Source organism: Henriciella aquimarina, assembly GCF_002088975.1.
In the GTDB taxonomy this organism is placed as follows: domain Bacteria; phylum Pseudomonadota; class Alphaproteobacteria; order Caulobacterales; family Hyphomonadaceae; genus Henriciella; species Henriciella aquimarina.
This window is the reverse complement of record NZ_NCST01000079.1, coordinates 1-16,130: the sequence shown is the minus strand read 5'-3', so window position 1 is coordinate 16,130 and position 16,130 is coordinate 1. Positions and strand designations below refer to the sequence as shown.

Genomic DNA, 16,130 nt, shown 5'->3' with positions numbered 1-16,130 from the left:
GTAAGCGTCCAGTTCTTACACATCAGCGCGTAATGCAGCCCAGTTCCAGGGTAGCAGATCATCGATCTGGCTCATCGGATGGCCTTGGCTTAGGCGCTCGAGAACGTCACTCAGATAGGCGTGGGGCTCGACATCGTTGAGTTTGGCGGTCGTCAGGAGAGAAGCGATGACGGCCCATCTCTGTGCACCGCCTTCCGAGCCGGCGAACAGATGGTTCTTGCGTCCTAGCGCGACCGGGCGGATAGCGCGTTCGACAGTATTTGTATCGAGGGCGATGCGGCCATCCTCAAGGAACAGACTGAGCTGGTCCCAGCGGGTGAGCGCATAGCGGATCGCGTCGCCCAGTCCGCTGCGCGGCGGGATGCGCTGGAGTTCGGTTTCCAGCCAGGCTTTCATCGCGCGGACCAGCGGGCGGGATTTCCGGGCCCGCACGATCCGACGCTTGTTCGCGCTCTGCCCACGGATCGTGGCGTCGATAGCATAGAGCTCGGCGATCCGCTGCAACGCTTCGGCCGCGATCGGTGAGCCTGTGGCCTGGTGCACCTCGTAGAACTTGCGCCGCGCATGCGCCCAGCAGGCGGCCAGCATGATATCCCCGCCCGTGGTCAGTCGCTCGAACCCGGCATAGCCATCGACCTGCAGCACACCGCTGAAGTCCTTGAGATGGGTTTCCGGACGTTCGGCGCGCCGATCCGGGCTGTAGATATAGACAGCAGCTGGCGGCCCCGGCCCATTCCACGGTCGATTATCGCGGGCATAGACCCAGAGCCGACCTGTTCGGGTGCGCCCGCGGCCCGGATCGAGCACAGGCAGCGGCGTGTCGTCGGCGAACAGCATCTTCGAGCTGAAGACATGGCTTGCGAGCCGCTCATGCAGCGCTTCCAGCCACCAGCTGGCCCCGCCCACCCAGTTGGCAAGCGTTGATCGGTTCAGCTTCACACCTTGGCGGGCAAAGATCTGCGACTGGCGATAGAGCGGCAGGTGATCGCAATACTTGCTAACGATGACATGCGCGAGCAGGCCCGGCGTGGCCAGCCCCTTTGCGATCGGGCGTTCCGGGGCCGGTGCCTGGTGGATCTTCCCGCAGCCCCGGCAGCCATAGCGCGGGCGCTTCATCCGCAGGACACGCAGTCGCGCTGGAACATGATCCAGCATCTCGCTGACGGTTTCGCCGATGAAGTGCAGCGCACCGCCGCAACATGGGCAGGCGCTGGTCTCGGTGTCGACCGCGACATCCTCGCGTGGCAGATGCTCTGGCAGACTGAACGCGCGGGTGCGGGCTGGGCGCGGACCAGTTTCGACCAGTGTGTCTGGCGATGCGGCTTCAAGGTGCGCCACATCACTGTCCAGATCCTCCAGGCCAAGCTGGAGCTGGCCGGGATCAAGCCCCTCGGCCCGGCGACCGAACTGGCTGCGCTGCAGCGTCTTCACCATCTGGCGCAGCCGCTCGATCTCGGCCCGTGTTTCAGCACGCTCGCTGTCACGCGCCGCAGCCATCTCGCGGATCATGCGATGCAGCACATCCACGTCTTCAGGCAGGGCGGCGAGATCAAGCTCCATGGCACGGAGTTTACGATGGAATCAGCTCGTTCCGCACAGCTTTCTGCGGCCTGATTCAATCGGTCGCATCCGCGTCTCACCCCGCCCGATCAGGACGCCAGCGCTCATCCGGGGATCGCCAGTCGATGCCTTCAAGCAGGACAGAGAGCTGCCGGGCGCTGAGCTTCACCACAGCACCCTGCTCGGTCTGCATCGGCCACAGGAAACCGCCTTTCTCCAGGCGTTTCGAGAAGAGGCAGAGCCCGGTCCCATCCCAGTAGAGGATCTTGATCAGGTTCGCCTTGCGACCGCGGAACGCGAACAGATGTCCAGAGAACGGATCCTGCGCCAGCACGCCCTGAACCAGCATGGCGAGCCCATCTATACCCTTTCGCATGTCAGTGACCCCAACGGCGAGGTGCACCTTCAGACCTGATGTCGTCAGCATCATGAGAGGTCTGCCTCAAGCAGAGAGACAAGCTGCCGGACACGGTCAGGATCGACATCCTTGTCAAACCGGATTCGACGCCCACCGATAAGTTCCACCTCTATGCCAGGCGCTCCGCGTTCTATGATTATCGGCGATGGGGCGCCTGCTGACGCGCCCCCTCCACTCGCGTCTTTCTCTACTTCAACAGAAAGGAATGTGGGACTGTCCTCTGACGGGGATAGCTCATTCTTCCAGCGGAACAGCACGCGCTGAGCGATATTGTACCGTCGCGCCACGCCGCTGACCGTCCCGCCCGGTTTTTCCGTCTCGGCCACGATGCGGCGCTTGTCTTCAGGGCTGAACTGGCGCTTGCCGTTCGGCGCATCAGAGCGCGATGGCAGATATTTCGAAGGCGGCGGAATGTCCTTATCCGTCATATGACCAGTCATATGACTAAGCTGTCCGCCGCGCCGGTAGAGCACCTTTCCGCTCACACGAGACTTTTCGGTTTTGAATATGGCCCGCCAGTTACCGAACCGCTTCAGCGGTAACCCATGCGCCTCGCAATATTCACGCTGATTCAGCGTGCTACGCATCCAGGCATCGTGATGAGCCCGCCAGAAAGCCTCAAGCTCTATCTGTTTCGCCGTCTTCCGTTTCGACACCAACACCTCCTCAGATCTGTGCGGATTGCACCGTGAGAAGAAAGATCAGATGCCGCTCCTAGCGGACAAGCGTGTGAGAAATGGACGCTTACCAGGAATTTCCCTACTCCCTAAAACCAATTCCCTGTTATTCGAAATTATTTCCCTGTTCCGTCGCTTAGGGAATTTGCCCCCTAAGGCCCTGTAATTACTGCGGCTATGGGTGGCGCGCTACAGGCGGATCCCTGATAAAAACGCGAAATTCCCTGTAAATCGGGCCTTATCAGGGAAATCCGGGCCTAAGAGATCTGGCGAAAGTGGCGGGTAGAGACTTTCGGCGAAAATTGTGGAATGAGCAGGGAAAACCGGGCGGGCAGAGACTTCAGCGCAAGAAAAAGCCCGCCAGTGGCGGGCGATCTGGCGGCAAATCGGATCTGGTCTTCAGATCAGGGGCTGCGTGGCGGGGTGAGTAGGACACAAATTCTCAGGACGCTTATACCCTGATAAGTCCCGGAAAAGACGGCGAGAAATATTCGTAAGAGATGTGAGAGACCGAAGTTTCAGAAAACTTCCTAATATTTCAGGATATTCAGAGTTGGAAAAATACAGAGACTGTTAAAAAGCCAAGCAGCAAAATCTAGTAGATTTAAATACTGTCTCTATACTTGTTGGCTGCGTGGCGGAGAGGGAGGGATTCGAACCCTCGGAACGCGAAAAGCGCTCAACGGTTTTCGAGACCGCCCCGTTCGACCACTCCGGCACCTCTCCGTAAGGGCGCGGACATAGCGTGCGGACCTTTGCCGTGCAAGCCCCATATGTCATGCAGGTCAGGGTTTGACATGGGGGCTGCGATGGTGTTTATCCGCGCCTTCATGTCCGGCGCGGGTGCGCGTGCGGACACCTAATCAATTACCCCTGCCGGAAGGACGAGGCCATGTTCGCGGTCATCAAGACTGGTGGCAAACAGTATAAAGTCGCCGAAGGCGACGAGATTGTCGTCGAGAAACTCGCTGCCGACGCCGGCGCGGATGTCACGTTTGATGTCCTGATGCTGGGCGATGGCAAGAATGTCACCGTTGGCGCGCCGACCGTGGCCGGTGCCAGCGTGGTTGGCGAAGTTGCTGCGCAGCGCAAGGGTGACAAGGTCACCATCATGAAGAAGCGCCAGCGCAACACCTACCGCCGCAAGGCGGGGCACCGCCAGCTGGAAAGCGTCGTCACGATCACGTCGATCCTGAAGGATGGCAAGGCCGCGCCGGCGAAGAAGGCCGCTGCGCCGAAGGCCGAAGAGGCTCCGAAAGCCGAGGCCAAGGCCGCTCCGAAAAAGGAAGAGGCTGCCAAGACGGAAGCCAAGGCTGCCCCCAAGAAGGAAGCCGCTCCCAAGAAAGAGGCTGCGCCGAAGAAGGCCGAAGCCAAGGCTGACGACAAGCCGCAGACCGACGAGCGCGGCCGTCTGAAGAAGGCCGAAGGCAAGAAGGACGATCTCAAGAAGATCACCGGTGTCGGCCCGGCCATGGAGAAGAAGCTCAACGAGGCGGGCGTTTTCCACTTCTGGCAGATCGCCGACCTCAAGAAGGCCCAGATCGCCGAACTCGATGATGAAGCCGGTCTCGGCGGGCGCATCGAGCGTGACGAATGGGTCAAGCAGGCCAAGCAACTGGCAAAGGACGCCTGAAGTCTGGTATAGAGGCTTCAAGACGAGTTGAAGGAGCGCCACGATGGCACACAAGAAATCAGGCGGTTCATCCCGTAACGGTCGCGACTCAAACCCGAAATATCTCGGTGTGAAGAAGTTTGGCGGCCAGCACGTGATCCCCGGCAACATCATCATCCGCCAGCGCGGCACCAAGACCTATCCGGGCAAGGGTGTCGGCATGGGCAAGGATCATACGCTGTATGCCCTGGAAGAAGGCCGCGTCGAGTTCAAGCGCTCGCGTGGTGATCGGCAGTATGTGTCGGTGGTTCCAGCCGCAGACGCAGCAGAATAATCAGGCGAGGTCGTCCGGCCTTATGCCGCCGGAAGATCGAACCAGACGATTTCAGGGGGAGACAGGTGGCTGTCTCCCCTTTTTGCTGTCGGGAGCGCCGGGTGGGAAGGGAAGAGACAATGACAGAGCTTCGTACGCGACGGCTGTATCTGAGGCCCCTGCGTCTGGAGGATGCCCCGCGCGTGACGGAGCTCGTCAATGAGCCGGGCATCTATGAGAGGGTGGCCCGGATCAAGCCCGGCCAGAGCAAGGAAGAAACCGGCCGCTGGATCCTGAGCGTCGAGCGCGGGCACGATCTCGGCACCGATCACGTCTTCGCCATCATGGAAGGCGACACGCTGATCGGGACCATCGGTGCCCACCGCTTGTCAGCTGACCGGCCATATGAGATCGGCTACTGGATCGCGCCAGAGGCCTGGGGCAAGGGCATCGCGACGGAGGCGGCGCAGGCGGTTATCGAATGGCTGGAAGCGATCGGGGCGGCGGATGAAATTGTCTCGGGCTATTTCGCGGACAATCCGGCTTCGGGCCGGGTCCTGGAAAAGCTCGGCTTCGAGGCAACGCATGAAGCCCCGGTCTATTGTGCCGGGCGCGGGAAAGACATTGACCATGTCTTCATGGTGCGTAAGGCCGCAAAAGAGTAAGAGAGACCCATGAAGTTCCTCGACCAGTGCAAGATCTATATCAAGGCCGGCAATGGCGGGCGCGGAAGCTCCTCCTTCCGGCGCGAAGCCTATGTCGAATTCGGCGGCCCCGATGGCGGCGATGGCGGGCGCGGCGGCCACGTCTATGCCGAAGCGGTCGAAGGGCTGAACACGCTGATCGACTTCCGCTACCAGCAGCATCACAAGGCCGAGCGCGGTGGCCACGGCATGGGCAAGCAGCGCCATGGACGGGGCGGCGAGGACAAGATCATCAAGCTGCCTGTCGGCACGCAGATCTTTGAGGAAGACCAGGAAACCCTGATCGCGGATCTCACCGAAGTCGGCCAGCGCGTCATGCTGGCCCGCGGGGGGAATGGCGGCTGGGGCAATATCCACTTCAAATCCTCCACCAACCAGGCTCCGCGCCGCGCCAATCCCGGCGAGAAAGGCGAGGAGCGCACGGTCTGGCTGCGCCTGAAGCTGATCGCGGATGCCGGCCTGCTTGGCCTGCCCAATGCCGGCAAGTCGACCTTCATTCGCGCGGCCACGGCGGCCAAGCCGAAGGTCGCCGATTATCCGTTCACCACCTTGCATCCCGGGCTGGGCGTGGTCGATCTGGGCCCCGGCACGCGTTTCGTTCTGGCCGATATTCCGGGCCTCATTGAAGGCGCGGCGGAGGGGGCCGGTCTCGGTCACCGCTTCCTCGGCCATGTGGAGCGCTGCAAAGTGCTGCTGCATCTCGTCGATTGCACGCAGGACGATGTCGCGGAAGCCTGGCGCACGATCCGCCATGAGCTTGACGAGTATGATCTCGCCATGGCGAACAAGCCGGAAATTGTCGCGCTGACCAAGGTCGATGCCCTGACCGAGGATATGGTCGACGAGCAGGCCGCCGCGCTGAAGGCCGCCTGCGGGCAGGAGCCGCTGCGCATCTCCTCTGTGGCCGGCACAGGCGTGCGCAAGGCGCTCGGCCTTATCGCGAAGGAACTCGGTCACCTTGAAGAGCTGGAAGACGAGGAGGCTGACTCCGAAGAAGGCTGGCAGCCCTGATGGCAAAGCCGTTCGAGACTGCCCGCCGGATCGTCATCAAGACCGGCTCCGCGCTGATCGCCGAGAAAGGCGAACCGCGTCGCGAATGGCTGACGGGGCTTGCCGCCGACATTGCCGACCTGCGTGCGGCTGGCCGTGAGGTTGTCTGGGTGTCCTCTGGCGCTGTTGCGCTCGGGCGCAGCCATCTCGGCAAGCGGGCTTCAAAGAGGCTCGAGGAAAAGCAGGCCGCTGCGGCGCTGGGCCAGCCCTTGCTCATGTCGGCGATTGCCGATGCGCTTCGCCCGCATGGGCTGCACGCCGCGCAATCCCTCCTGACGCTGGAAGACACCGAGCGCCGGCGGCGCTGGCTCAATGCGCGGGCGACCCTGGACACGCTGCTGGCGGCAGGCGTTGTGCCGATCATCAATGAGAATGACACGGTGGCGACCGAAGAAATCCGCTATGGCGACAATGACCGGCTCGCCGCCCGCGTGGCGCAGATGCTGAGTGCTGATGTGCTGGTGCTGCTGTCTGATGTCGACGGGCTCTATACCGCGGATCCGCGCAAGGATCCGGCGGCGGAGCATATCGCCGAGCTGCATGAATTGACCGAGGCGCACGATGCGATGGCGGGCACGGCCAATGCGGAGACAGGCGTCGGCTCTGGGGGCATGGCGACCAAGCTCGCAGCGGCCCGAATCGCCTGGGGCGCCGGCTGTGCCACCGCGATCACGCTGGGCGACCGTGAGCATCCGCTGGGCGCGCTTCGGGGCGGCGAACGCGCGACCTGGATCATCCCTTCTATTTCGCCAGCCACCGCACGCCAGACCTGGCTGAAGGGCCATCTGACGCCTGAAGGCGCCATCCTTGTCGACGCCGGGGCTGTGCGGGCACTGAAGAAAGGCTCGAGCCTGCTCGCGGTTGGCGTGACGGGGGTCGAGGGGCGTTTCGAGAAAGGCGCGGCCGTGGCCATCAAGGGGCCGGGCGGCGAGGTCGTGGCGAAGGGCGTGACGGCCTATGATGCCGCGAATGTGCAGCGGATCGCGGGCGCCCACACCAACGATATCGAGAAACATCTTGGTTATCGCGGCCGCCCGGCCGTGATCCATCGTGATGATCTCGTGCTCGATTAATACATTCCATTACACCGGCGGCCCGAAAACAGCTTGACCTTCCGAGCTGCGGCTGGCCCATTGCGCCGCCATGGATGGGAAAATCATTACTGCGAAATCGGTCGGTTTGGTTCTGGGGCCGGGGCTGGCTTTATTGCTTCTTTTAATAGGGGCACCAGAGGGCGTGACCTTTGCGGCCTGGGGCACGGGGTGCCTGCTGGTCTGGATGGCCGTCTGGTGGGCCACCGAAGCGATCCCGATTCCGGCGACCTCGCTCTTGCCGCTCGTCGTCCTGCCGCTCATCGATGCCGGCAGCCCGAGGGCGGTCGGCGGGGACTATATGCACCATATCGTCGTGCTGCTGCTCGGCGGGTTTGTGATCGCCATGGGCATCGAGCGATGGGGACTGCACAAGCGGATCGCGCTGAATGTCGTGACCCGTGTCGGGACATCGCCCAAGGTGCTGATCCTGGGCTTCATGGCGGCGACCGCTCTGCTGTCGATGTGGATTTCAAATACGGCCACCACGCTGATGATGGTGCCGATTGCGCTCTCTGCGGCCGCCGCGCTCGGAAGCGGCGTTCCGGTTTTCAAGACATCGCTCCTGCTGGGGGTTTGCTACGCCGCCTCGATCGGCGGTGTGGCCACGCCGATCGGCACGCCGACCAACCTCATCGCGATCAACTGGCTGCAGGCCGAAGCCGGGGCGAGCATCGGCTTTCCGCAGTGGATGGCGTTTGGTATCCCGGCGGCTCTGCTCCTGGTCCCGGCAGCCTGGTGGAGCGTGACGCGCAGTCTGCCGAAGATGGGCGCGGCCGATGAGGTCCGTGAGGATGTCCGGCGTCAGCTGACGGCGTTGGGCAAAGTGACCACCCCGGAAGCGCGCGCGGCGGCGGTGTTCGGCCTGATCGCCTTTCTGTGGGTGACCCGGCTGCTTGTTGTAAACGCGCTGGAGGATGCCGGCTGGTCGCTCTTGTCCAACTATAGCGGCGCCCAGGTCGACATGATGATCGCCATTTTCGGGGCCATCCTGATCTTTCTCATCCCGGCCGGGGCGGGCGAACAGCGAAACCTGCTCAACTGGGAAGAGGCCGAGCGCCTGCCCTGGGGCGTGCTGATCCTGTTCGGGGGCGGCATCGCGCTCGGCAACGCCGTCTCCCGCACGGGCCTGTCGCAATGGATTGGCGAACAGCTCGGCGTGCTGCAGCTCTTCCCCCCGCTTCTGTTTATCTGCGCGGTGGTGCTCCTCGTCATCTTCCTCACTGAGCTGACCTCCAATGTCGCCACCATGACGACGCTCGCGCCGATCCTCGGGGCCCTGTCGATCGCCATCGGGGCTGCGCCGGAAAGCCTGCTGGCCCCGGCGGCCGTGGCAGCGTCCTGTGCGTTCATGCTGCCGGTGGCCACCGCGCCGAACGCGATCATCTATGCGACGAATGAGGTGACGATTGGCGAGATGATGCGCCGCGGACTGGCGATTAACCTGCTCGGCGTCGTGATCATCACCACGATTGGTTACTGGATCGCGCCGCTGGTGCTCTAGACGGGTGGACTAGTCGTCCTCGTCGCTTTCGCCGAAGCCGTCGGCGATAAGCTCTGCGACGGCATCCACGGCGGTGGCGGCCTCGGGGCCGCTGGCGCGGATATCGACTTCGCTGCCCTGGTGGGCGGCCAGCATCAGCAGGTCCATGATCGATTGCGCATTGGCGACATCCCCATTGCGCACCAGGTAGACCTGGGCGGGCAGGGTGGCTGTCAGGCGGGCGAGTTTTGCCGAGGCGCGTGCATGCAACCCCTTGCGATTGACGATACGGATACGCCGTTCGACGGTGGTGTCAGTCTCATTCACGCGGTGCGGTCCATCACTTCCGATGCAATCCGGATATATTTCTGACCGGCTTCGCGTCCAACTTTGACCGCCTCGTCGAGCTTCACATTCTCGCGAACCTCGATCAGCTTGATGAGCATTGGCAGATTGACCCCGGCGATCACATCGATCTTGGCGTCGGGCATCACGGAAATGGCGAGGTTGGAAGGCGTGCCGCCGAACATGTCGGTGACGATGATGACGCCTTTTCCGGTGTTGCAGGCTGCGACGGTCTCGCGGATCTGCTCGCGGCGCGCGTCGATATCGTCCTCGGCCTCGATCGAGATCGAGCGGAAGTATTCCTGTTCGCCGACGACATGTTCTGTCGCCCGGACCAGCTCCCGAGCCAGTTTGCCATGACTGACGACGACTATTCCGATCATCTTTCCTCTACTCCGGCCCCACAATGTAAGATGCTGACAGACAGTATACTGACGTCAAGCTGATTCCGCTGAGAGAGGGTTAACTGGCCGGCAATTCTACAATGAAGCGAGCACCGCCTTCGGGGCGGTTCTCCGCCCAGACATGTCCCATGTGGGTCGTGGCGATCTGGCGCACGATGGACAGGCCCAGCCCGGAATTCTTGCCGAAGGCCGAGCCCTTGGGCCGGTCGGTGTAGAAACGGTCGAAGATTTTCTCGAGCTTGTCGTCGGGAATGCCGGGGCCGTCATCCTCGATCAGGAGGCGGGCGGTCGTCTGCGGGCCGATGCGGCCCTGTTCCAGACGGACCTGCACCTTGCCGTCTTCCGGCGAGAAGGACAGGGCATTGTCGATGAGGTTGCGGATCACCTGGCCGAGCGGGCCTTCGCGACCGCGCACGCGCAGGCCGGCCCCCAGGGTTGCGTCATGATAGGAGACTGTCGCCCGGCCGCCTTCGAGCCCGAGATGCTCATAAGTGTCCACGATATCCTCGACGAACCGGCCGATATTGAGTGTTTCGGTCGGCACGCGCGTGATTTCGGCTTCCAGCCGCGAGGCGTTGGAGATGTCCGTGATAAGCCGGTCGAGACGGCCGACATCCTGGGCGATCACCTTGTGCAGCTTCTGCATGGCTTCGGGATTGTCCTGAACGCGCTCGGCTGTCTCGACGGCGGACCGGATAGAGGTGAGCGGGTTCTTCAGCTCATGAGCGACGTCGGCGGCAAAGCGCTCATTCGAGGTGATGCGCTCGAACAGGGCTTCGGTCATCGACTCCATGGAGCTGGCGAGCGCGCCGATCTCGTCCCGGCGCCGCGTGATGTTGGGCAGGTCCAGCATCTGGGTGGAACCGGTGCGCACATCGTCGGCTGCCCGCGACAGCCGCCGCAGGGGCCGGGCGATGCCGATGGTGAGCAGGCTGGAGGTGATCAGCGCGACAAGCACGGCAACCCCGATAAAGGGGATCAAAGCGGCCCGTTCGGCGCGGATGATTTCGTCAATATCGTTGGATTCCAGCGTCAGCACGCCGACCACCGCGGAGACGTGCTGGACAGGCACGGAGACCGAGATGATGCGCTGGCCGCGGTCATTGAAGCGCTGACTGGCGGCCTCACCGCCGGCCAGGGCCACCGCGAATTCCTGCTCGAAGGTCTGCGTGCGTACCGCATCGCCGCCGCGATTGGGCATAAGCGCGCCAAAGGTCGAGACCGACCATTCCGATAGCGCCCGGCCGAATTGCGAGAGCTGGCTCGGCTCCTGAAGCGGGGGCAGCGACGAGACGATCACGCGGTCGGAGAGGAAGTAGCTGTCGCCGACAAGCTCACCGTCCGGCGCGTACACTTTGCCGCGCACCGAGACGGGCAGGGAGAGGTCGGCCAGGGTCGCCCGGGCCAGATCCTCGTCCATGACAGGCTGGGGCCGGCCGAAGGTCGCGCCCTCGGCCAGCAGGTTGGCGAAGACCTGGGCCTGGCCGACCAGATCCTGCTTCTTCGCCACGACGAAGCTCGCGCGCATCTCGTTGAGCACCATGGCGCCAACGATGAGGATGGCGAGCCCGGCCATGTTGGAGGCAAAGATCAGCCGGGCAATGCGCGAGCCGAAGAGCTGCTTGCCGCGCTCTTTAAGCCCCCGCTCCTGCTTGCCGGCTTGCCTGGCCATGACCGTGCGCTTCGTCTTGTTTCGTGCCGCGCCTGCCTACGCGTCGGCCTCGACCTTCATGGAGACGATCGAATCCGGGTTGCTTACCGGTTCGCCGCGCTTCAGCTGGTCGATGTTTTCCATGCCTTCGACCACCTTGCCCCAGGCTGTGTATTGCTTGTCCAGGAAGCGGGCATCGTCGAAGACGATAAAGAATTGCGAGTTGGCCGAATCCGGATTGTTGGTCCGCGCCATGGAGCAGACACCGCGCACGTGCGGTTCGGCATTGAACTCGGCCTTCAGGTCCGGCTTGTCGGAGCCGCCCGTGCCTGTGCCGTTCGGGCAGCCGGCCTGTGCCATGAAACCATCGATAACACGGTGGAAGACGATCCCGTCATAGAAGCCTTCGCGGGCCAGTTCCTTGATCCGCGCCACGTGATTGGGCGCCAGGTCCGGGCGAAGTTCGATCTTCACCGGGCCCTTGGTCGTTTCCATCAGGATCGTGTTTTCAGCATCAGCCATTGGCCATCTCCATCTTGTTTCCTTTGTTCCGGCATAAGCCGGGCAAGCGTGCGAGCAAAGCCCTCAACGCATCCACTTGCCCCGGAAAGCGCGTGGCATTAGCGCTGTTACCGGGAAGAACGGAAGGATCGAAATCATGAGCCTGTCTTTATATGAGGCCGCCGTCCCGGCATTTCGCCAGATCGTGGACAGTGTCGGTGGCGTGCTCGCCAAGGGCGCCGCGCATTACGAGGCCGCCGGGCGCAGCCCCGACGATCTTCTGAACGCGCGTCTTCATGAAGACATGTACCCGCTGACCTTTCAGCTGCATTCGGTGATCCATCACTCCATCGGGGCCATTGAGGGCGTGAAAGCCGGCAAGTTCTCTCCGCCGTCGGGCCTCGAGGGCTATGATTATGCCGGTTTCCGCAAACGGCTAGGCGAAGTCTCCGACGAGCTTGCGAGCGTGAAGGCCGATGAGCTGAACGCGCATGAAGGCAAGGATGTCATCTTCGAGGTTGGCGATCTCCGGATGGATTTCACCGCAGAGGGCTTCCTCCTGTCCTTCTCGAAGCCGAACTTCTATTTCCACGCCACGACGGCCTACGACATCCTTCGCATGAAGGGCGTACCGCTCGGCAAGCTCGATTATCTCGGCCGGCCCCAGCTGAAGGGCTAGGCCCCCGGCCTAGCTCTCATTGTAGCGGTAGCCGACGCCGTAGAGGGTCTCGATCGCGTCGAACTCGTTGTCGACCTCGCGGAACTTCTTGCGCAGGCGCTTGATGTGGCTGTCAATGGTACGGTCGTCGACATAGATCTGGTCGTCATAGGCCGCATCCATCAGCTGGTCGCGCGACTTCACATAGCCGGGCCGCTGCGCGAGCGATTGCAGGATCAGGAATTCAGTGACCGTCAGGCGCACCGGTTCGCCGTCCCAGGAGCAGGCATGCCGGTTCGGGTCCAGTGTGAGACGCCCGCGCACAATCGGCTTCTGGTCGCCTTCGTCACTGCCGGGCTCGCCGACGCGCGCCCGGCGCAGCACGGCTTTCACGCGCTCCGAGAGCAGGCGGTTGGAGCAAGGCTTGCGGACGAAATCGTCGGCGCCGATGTTGAACCCGATCACTTCGTCGATCTCCTCATCCTTGGAGGTGAGGAAGATCACCGGCAGTTCCGAGGTCTGGCGCAGGCGGCGCAGCAGCTCCATGCCGTCCATCTTGGGCATCTTCACATCGAGAATGGCGAGATCCGGCGGCGTTTCGGTCAGGCCGGACAGGGCGGCGAGACCGTCATGATAGGTCTTCACATTATAGCCTTCGGCCTCGAAGAACATTTTCAGCGATGCAACGATGTTTTCGTCATCATCGACCAGAGCAAGCGTTGCCATGATGTCTCCTTCAAACCCTTCTGCCGGCGGGGCCGGCCCAGTCGCAGCGTTTCAAACATGGTTTGCGCTGCACCGGAAGCCCCCGGACATTCATTACTGAACTGTCATCCTGTGGCAGAGCTTGGATCAGGAAAAGACCATTTGAAGGCAAGGGGTGTCCCATTTTGTCACAAATCGCGTGCAAGTGTCCTGAAAAGCGTGCATGATTTTTGCTTCTCGTCAGCCAGATTAGAAAATCGGGTGCGGCAAGGAGTTAAGTCATGCGGTCTGATCGCGTCGACTGGGTCGATTACGGCAAGGGTATCTGCATCATCTTCGTGGTGATGATGCATTCGGTGCTGGGCTATCATGCCTTTACCGGCCAGGAAGGCTGGATGGGCCATGTGGTCGATTTCGCCAAGCCCTTCCGCATGCCGGATTTTTTCCTGATTGCCGGGCTCTTCCTGTCACGCTCGATCGATGGGCCGTGGCGGCAGTATATTGACCGGAAGGTCATCCACTTTGCCTACTTCTATATCCTGTGGCTGGCGCTGCAGACGCTGGTCTTCGAGGCCGATCAGATCCTGTCCGATCCTGGGGCAGTGGGGCTGATCTTTTTGAAACAGCTTGTCTTCCCGGCGTCGAGCCTGTGGTTCATCCACCAGCTCATCGTCTTCTATCTCATCACGCGCCTGATCCGGAACGTCCCCGTGGCCGGCGTGTTCGCCGGCGCAGCGCTCCTGCACATCGTCTATTATACCTGGGCCCAGCAGACGGGCGGCCCGGAAAACCATGCGGTGTTTACCGGCTGGTCGGTGACCGACCGGATCGCCAACTGGTATGTCTTCTTCTTCTCCGGCTATGCCTTTGCGCCTTTCGTCTTCCGGCTGGCCCGCTTCATGGCGGACCGCTGGGGCGCGGCCATGACGACCCTGCTTGTCTGGGCGCTCGCCAATGGCGCCCTGGTCTGGGCCGGCTGGAGCGAGCTGCCGGGCATCAGCCTCGCGCTTGGTTTTGCAGGCGCTTTCGCAATCGTGTCGGTGGCGTCGCTGCTGGTGCATTTCCGGACGGGGGATTTTGTCCGCTATGCCGGCCAGCATTCGATCGTCATCTACCTCTCCTTCTACATTCCGATGCGGATTGCGCAGAAGGGGCTGGCGGCGACGGGGATCATTCCGGACGTTGGCACGGCAAGTGCACTCGTTCTTGTTGTCGCAGTAGCGGCGCCGCTGATCTTCCACCGTTTGATCAGGAATACGCCGCTGATCGCGCTTTACGAGCGTCCGGCCGCCTTCCGGCTCACGCCGCGCAAGAAGGCCACGCTGAATTCGGGAAGCCTTGGGGACGTAGGGGCTTCCTGATTGGGGGAGCAGGGGGCGGTGCAGTTTGTACCGCCCCCTGTCGCCCGATCCTTATCCAACCGGATCTTTCAGGCCGTTTCCCGGCCTTTCACGGTGCACCAGGCGGTACACCTGGAGAGTACACCTGAACGGTGCAGCAAACGGTACACCAGCCGGTGCACGCGCCCGCCGCCTCACACCTCCCGGACATAGAAGCTCACCGTATAGCCCGGCCGGTAGCGTTCCACCCCGATCCGCTCGAAGCCCAGCCGCCGGTGAAAGCGGTGCGAGCCCGGATTGGGCGGATCGTCATTCACCTCGCAGCCGATCAGTCCGCCTGCCTTGCCTTCCGCGTAAGCCGCCTCGTAAAGCGCTTCGCCGAGACGCTGGCCGCGTGCGGCTTCGGCCACGGCGATGCGGTCGACATAGACGAGATCGGCCACGTCTTCCTCCACCATCCACCGCTCGAACCAGCGCAGATTCTCGCTCGGATAGGCCATCGTCCCCGGCGCGACGAGATTGACGAAGCCACGCGGCAGGTCAGCCTCATCCACGGCCACGAGACAGGTGCCGAGCGCGAGCAGCTGCCCGAGGCTCTCCCGCGTCTCGGCGGACACGTTCGGCACGCAGTCGGCATTGATCGCGGTCAGCGCGGAGAGGTCGTCGGGGGTATAGGCACGGATGAGCATGGCGCCAGATGCGCGCCTTTTCGCAAGGCGTCAACAAGAGGCGCTGCCTCCCCCGCGAAAGCCCATGAGGCGCCGCCCGGCGCGCGGCCTAGGTTCTGTACCCATAAGCGGGATTCCCATATTGGACGGGTCATGATTCACTTGCCTTGAAGGAGGTGTCTCATGGCCCGTTTTGATTTGAGCGATGCGGAGTGGGCGATCATTGCGCCCTTGTTGCCGAACAAGCCGCGCGGGGTGGCGCGGACCGATGACCGCCGGGTGCTGAACGGCATCTTCTATATTCTGCGGACGGGGTCGCCCTGGCGTGACCTGCCGGAACGCTACGGCCCTTACACGACGGTCTACAACCGCTTCAACAGATGGGCGAAGGCTGGCGTCTGGATCAATGTTTTCAACGCTTTGGCGCAGCAGAGCCCGGAATCCATGGCCTTCATCGACAGTTCTATCATCCGCGCCCACCAGCACGCCGCAGGCGGAAAAAAGGGGGGCCGGATCACGCCATCGGTCTCTCTCGCGGGGGACTGAGCACCAAGATCCATGCCGTGGTCGATGAGGCCGGCCTGCCCATCCGCCTGGCGCTCTCGCCCGGCCAGGCCAGCGACAAGGCCACCGGGGCCGCCCTGATCGCCAGCCTGAGGCAGGCCCGTCATGTCGTCGCCGACCGGGGCTATGACGCCCGTGCCCTGATCGAGCAGATCGAAGCGGCCGGGGCGGAGGCTCACATTCCCACCCAGCGGGACCGCAAAGTCCAGCGCTCAGTCGCAAGGGACATCTACCGCCAGCGCAATCTGGTCGAGCGATACTTCAACAAACTCAAGCACTTCAGACGATGCGCAACACGCTTCGACAAGCTCGCAAGGAACTTCCTCGCAGCCATCGCCCTCGCCTCAACGCGACTCTGGACCAGGGTTTATGAGTCCACAACCTAG

Annotated in this window: 18 protein-coding genes and 1 tRNA gene; 9 read left to right on the top strand and 10 right to left on the bottom strand. The window is 62.6% G+C overall.

The features are described from left to right. Positions 1 to 15: 15 nt before the first annotated feature. From tnpC to B8784_RS12985, 4 genes are all read right to left on the bottom strand, one after another. Positions 16 to 1,560 (bottom strand): IS66 family transposase, encoded by a 1,545-nt coding sequence (gene tnpC / locus B8784_RS13000; RefSeq protein ID WP_084396523.1) that lies wholly within the window; start codon positions 1,558 to 1,560, stop codon positions 16 to 18. A 76-nt stretch (positions 1,561 to 1,636) separates the two neighbouring features. Next, complete coding sequence (gene tnpB / locus B8784_RS12995; protein WP_084396522.1) at positions 1,637 to 1,990, bottom strand: IS66 family insertion sequence element accessory protein TnpB; 354 nt, start codon at positions 1,988 to 1,990, stop codon at positions 1,637 to 1,639. Continuing rightward, entirely contained in the window at positions 1,987 to 2,634 is a 648-nt protein-coding gene (gene tnpA / locus B8784_RS12990; protein WP_143435299.1) for an IS66-like element accessory protein TnpA, read from the bottom strand. The genes tnpB and tnpA overlap by 4 nt, the downstream gene beginning before the upstream one ends. A 656-nt stretch (positions 2,635 to 3,290) precedes the next feature. Then, a tRNA-Ser gene (locus tag B8784_RS12985) sits at positions 3,291 to 3,381 on the bottom strand. A gap of 166 nt (positions 3,382 to 3,547) precedes the next feature. On the opposite strand from B8784_RS12985, the gene B8784_RS12980 reads away from it, so the two are divergent. The 6 genes from B8784_RS12980 (at position 3,548) to B8784_RS12955 (ending at position 8,929) form a co-directional block, all read left to right on the top strand. Beyond that, entirely contained in the window at positions 3,548 to 4,288 is a 741-nt protein-coding gene (locus tag B8784_RS12980; RefSeq protein WP_084398380.1) for a 50S ribosomal protein L21, read from the top strand. 43 nt (positions 4,289 to 4,331) lie between these two features. Next, positions 4,332 to 4,601, top strand: coding sequence for a 50S ribosomal protein L27 (gene rpmA / locus B8784_RS12975; protein WP_084398379.1), 270 nt, complete (start codon positions 4,332 to 4,334; stop codon positions 4,599 to 4,601). 119 nt (positions 4,602 to 4,720) lie between these two features. Continuing rightward, entirely contained in the window at positions 4,721 to 5,245 is a 525-nt protein-coding gene (locus B8784_RS12970; protein WP_084398378.1) for a GNAT family N-acetyltransferase, read from the top strand. Positions 5,246 to 5,254: 9 nt separating this feature from the next. Continuing rightward, positions 5,255 to 6,295, top strand: coding sequence for a GTPase ObgE (obgE, locus tag B8784_RS12965; protein WP_084398377.1), 1,041 nt, complete (start codon positions 5,255 to 5,257; stop codon positions 6,293 to 6,295). Continuing rightward, the gene (proB, locus tag B8784_RS12960) at positions 6,295 to 7,407 is read left to right on the top strand and encodes a glutamate 5-kinase (protein WP_084398376.1); all 1,113 of its coding nucleotides are present in this window, start codon (positions 6,295 to 6,297) and stop codon (positions 7,405 to 7,407) included. Before obgE ends, proB begins: the two co-directional genes overlap by 1 nt. Before the next feature lie 70 nt (positions 7,408 to 7,477). Further along, positions 7,478 to 8,929, top strand: coding sequence for an SLC13 family permease (locus B8784_RS12955; RefSeq protein WP_084398375.1), 1,452 nt, complete (start codon positions 7,478 to 7,480; stop codon positions 8,927 to 8,929). Positions 8,930 to 8,938: 9 nt separating this feature from the next. On the opposite strand, the gene B8784_RS12950 is transcribed toward B8784_RS12955, so the two are convergent. The 4 genes from B8784_RS12950 to B8784_RS12935 all read right to left on the bottom strand — a co-directional run bounded on the left by B8784_RS12950 (position 8,939) and on the right by B8784_RS12935 (position 11,830). Further along, positions 8,939 to 9,235, bottom strand: a complete 297-nt coding sequence (locus tag B8784_RS12950) for an HPr family phosphocarrier protein (RefSeq protein ID WP_084398374.1) — start codon at positions 9,233 to 9,235, stop codon at positions 8,939 to 8,941. Next, positions 9,232 to 9,636: a PTS sugar transporter subunit IIA gene (locus tag B8784_RS12945; protein ID WP_084398373.1), complete on the bottom strand. Its 405-nt coding sequence runs from the start codon at positions 9,634 to 9,636 to the stop codon at positions 9,232 to 9,234. The genes B8784_RS12950 and B8784_RS12945 overlap by 4 nt, the downstream gene beginning before the upstream one ends. A gap of 79 nt (positions 9,637 to 9,715) precedes the next feature. Beyond that, positions 9,716 to 11,329 carry a sensor histidine kinase gene (locus B8784_RS12940; RefSeq protein ID WP_084398372.1) on the bottom strand — a complete coding sequence of 538 codons (1,614 nt, stop codon included), beginning with the start codon at positions 11,327 to 11,329 and terminating at the stop codon, positions 9,716 to 9,718. Between the two features lie 36 nt (positions 11,330 to 11,365). Next, on the bottom strand, positions 11,366 to 11,830 hold the full coding sequence (locus B8784_RS12935) for a peptidylprolyl isomerase (RefSeq protein ID WP_084398371.1): 465 nt from the start codon (positions 11,828 to 11,830) through the stop codon (positions 11,366 to 11,368). A 136-nt stretch (positions 11,831 to 11,966) separates the two neighbouring features. On the opposite strand from B8784_RS12935, the gene B8784_RS12930 reads away from it, so the two are divergent. Then, positions 11,967 to 12,488 (top strand): DUF1993 domain-containing protein, encoded by a 522-nt coding sequence (locus B8784_RS12930; RefSeq protein WP_084398370.1) that lies wholly within the window; start codon positions 11,967 to 11,969, stop codon positions 12,486 to 12,488. Positions 12,489 to 12,497: 9 nt separating this feature from the next. On the opposite strand, the gene B8784_RS12925 is transcribed toward B8784_RS12930, so the two are convergent. Then, on the bottom strand, positions 12,498 to 13,193 hold the full coding sequence (locus B8784_RS12925) for a response regulator transcription factor (RefSeq protein WP_084398369.1): 696 nt from the start codon (positions 13,191 to 13,193) through the stop codon (positions 12,498 to 12,500). A gap of 260 nt (positions 13,194 to 13,453) precedes the next feature. Between B8784_RS12925 and B8784_RS12920 the strand changes: the two genes are divergently transcribed. Beyond that, positions 13,454 to 14,533, top strand: a complete 1,080-nt coding sequence (locus tag B8784_RS12920) for an acyltransferase family protein (RefSeq protein WP_084398368.1) — start codon at positions 13,454 to 13,456, stop codon at positions 14,531 to 14,533. Between the two features lie 173 nt (positions 14,534 to 14,706). On the opposite strand, the gene B8784_RS21340 is transcribed toward B8784_RS12920, so the two are convergent. Further along, positions 14,707 to 15,201 carry a GNAT family N-acetyltransferase gene (locus tag B8784_RS21340; protein ID WP_143435473.1) on the bottom strand — a complete coding sequence of 165 codons (495 nt, stop codon included), beginning with the start codon at positions 15,199 to 15,201 and terminating at the stop codon, positions 14,707 to 14,709. A 162-nt stretch (positions 15,202 to 15,363) separates the two neighbouring features. Between B8784_RS21340 and B8784_RS12910 the strand changes: the two genes are divergently transcribed. Next, positions 15,364 to 16,130, top strand: a protein-coding gene (locus B8784_RS12910) for an IS5 family transposase (protein ID WP_143435309.1) whose coding sequence is annotated in 2 segments (ribosomal slippage) — positions 15,364 to 15,691 and positions 15,691 to 16,130 — 768 coding nt in all. Because the reading frame shifts where the segments join, the coding sequence is not laid out codon by codon here.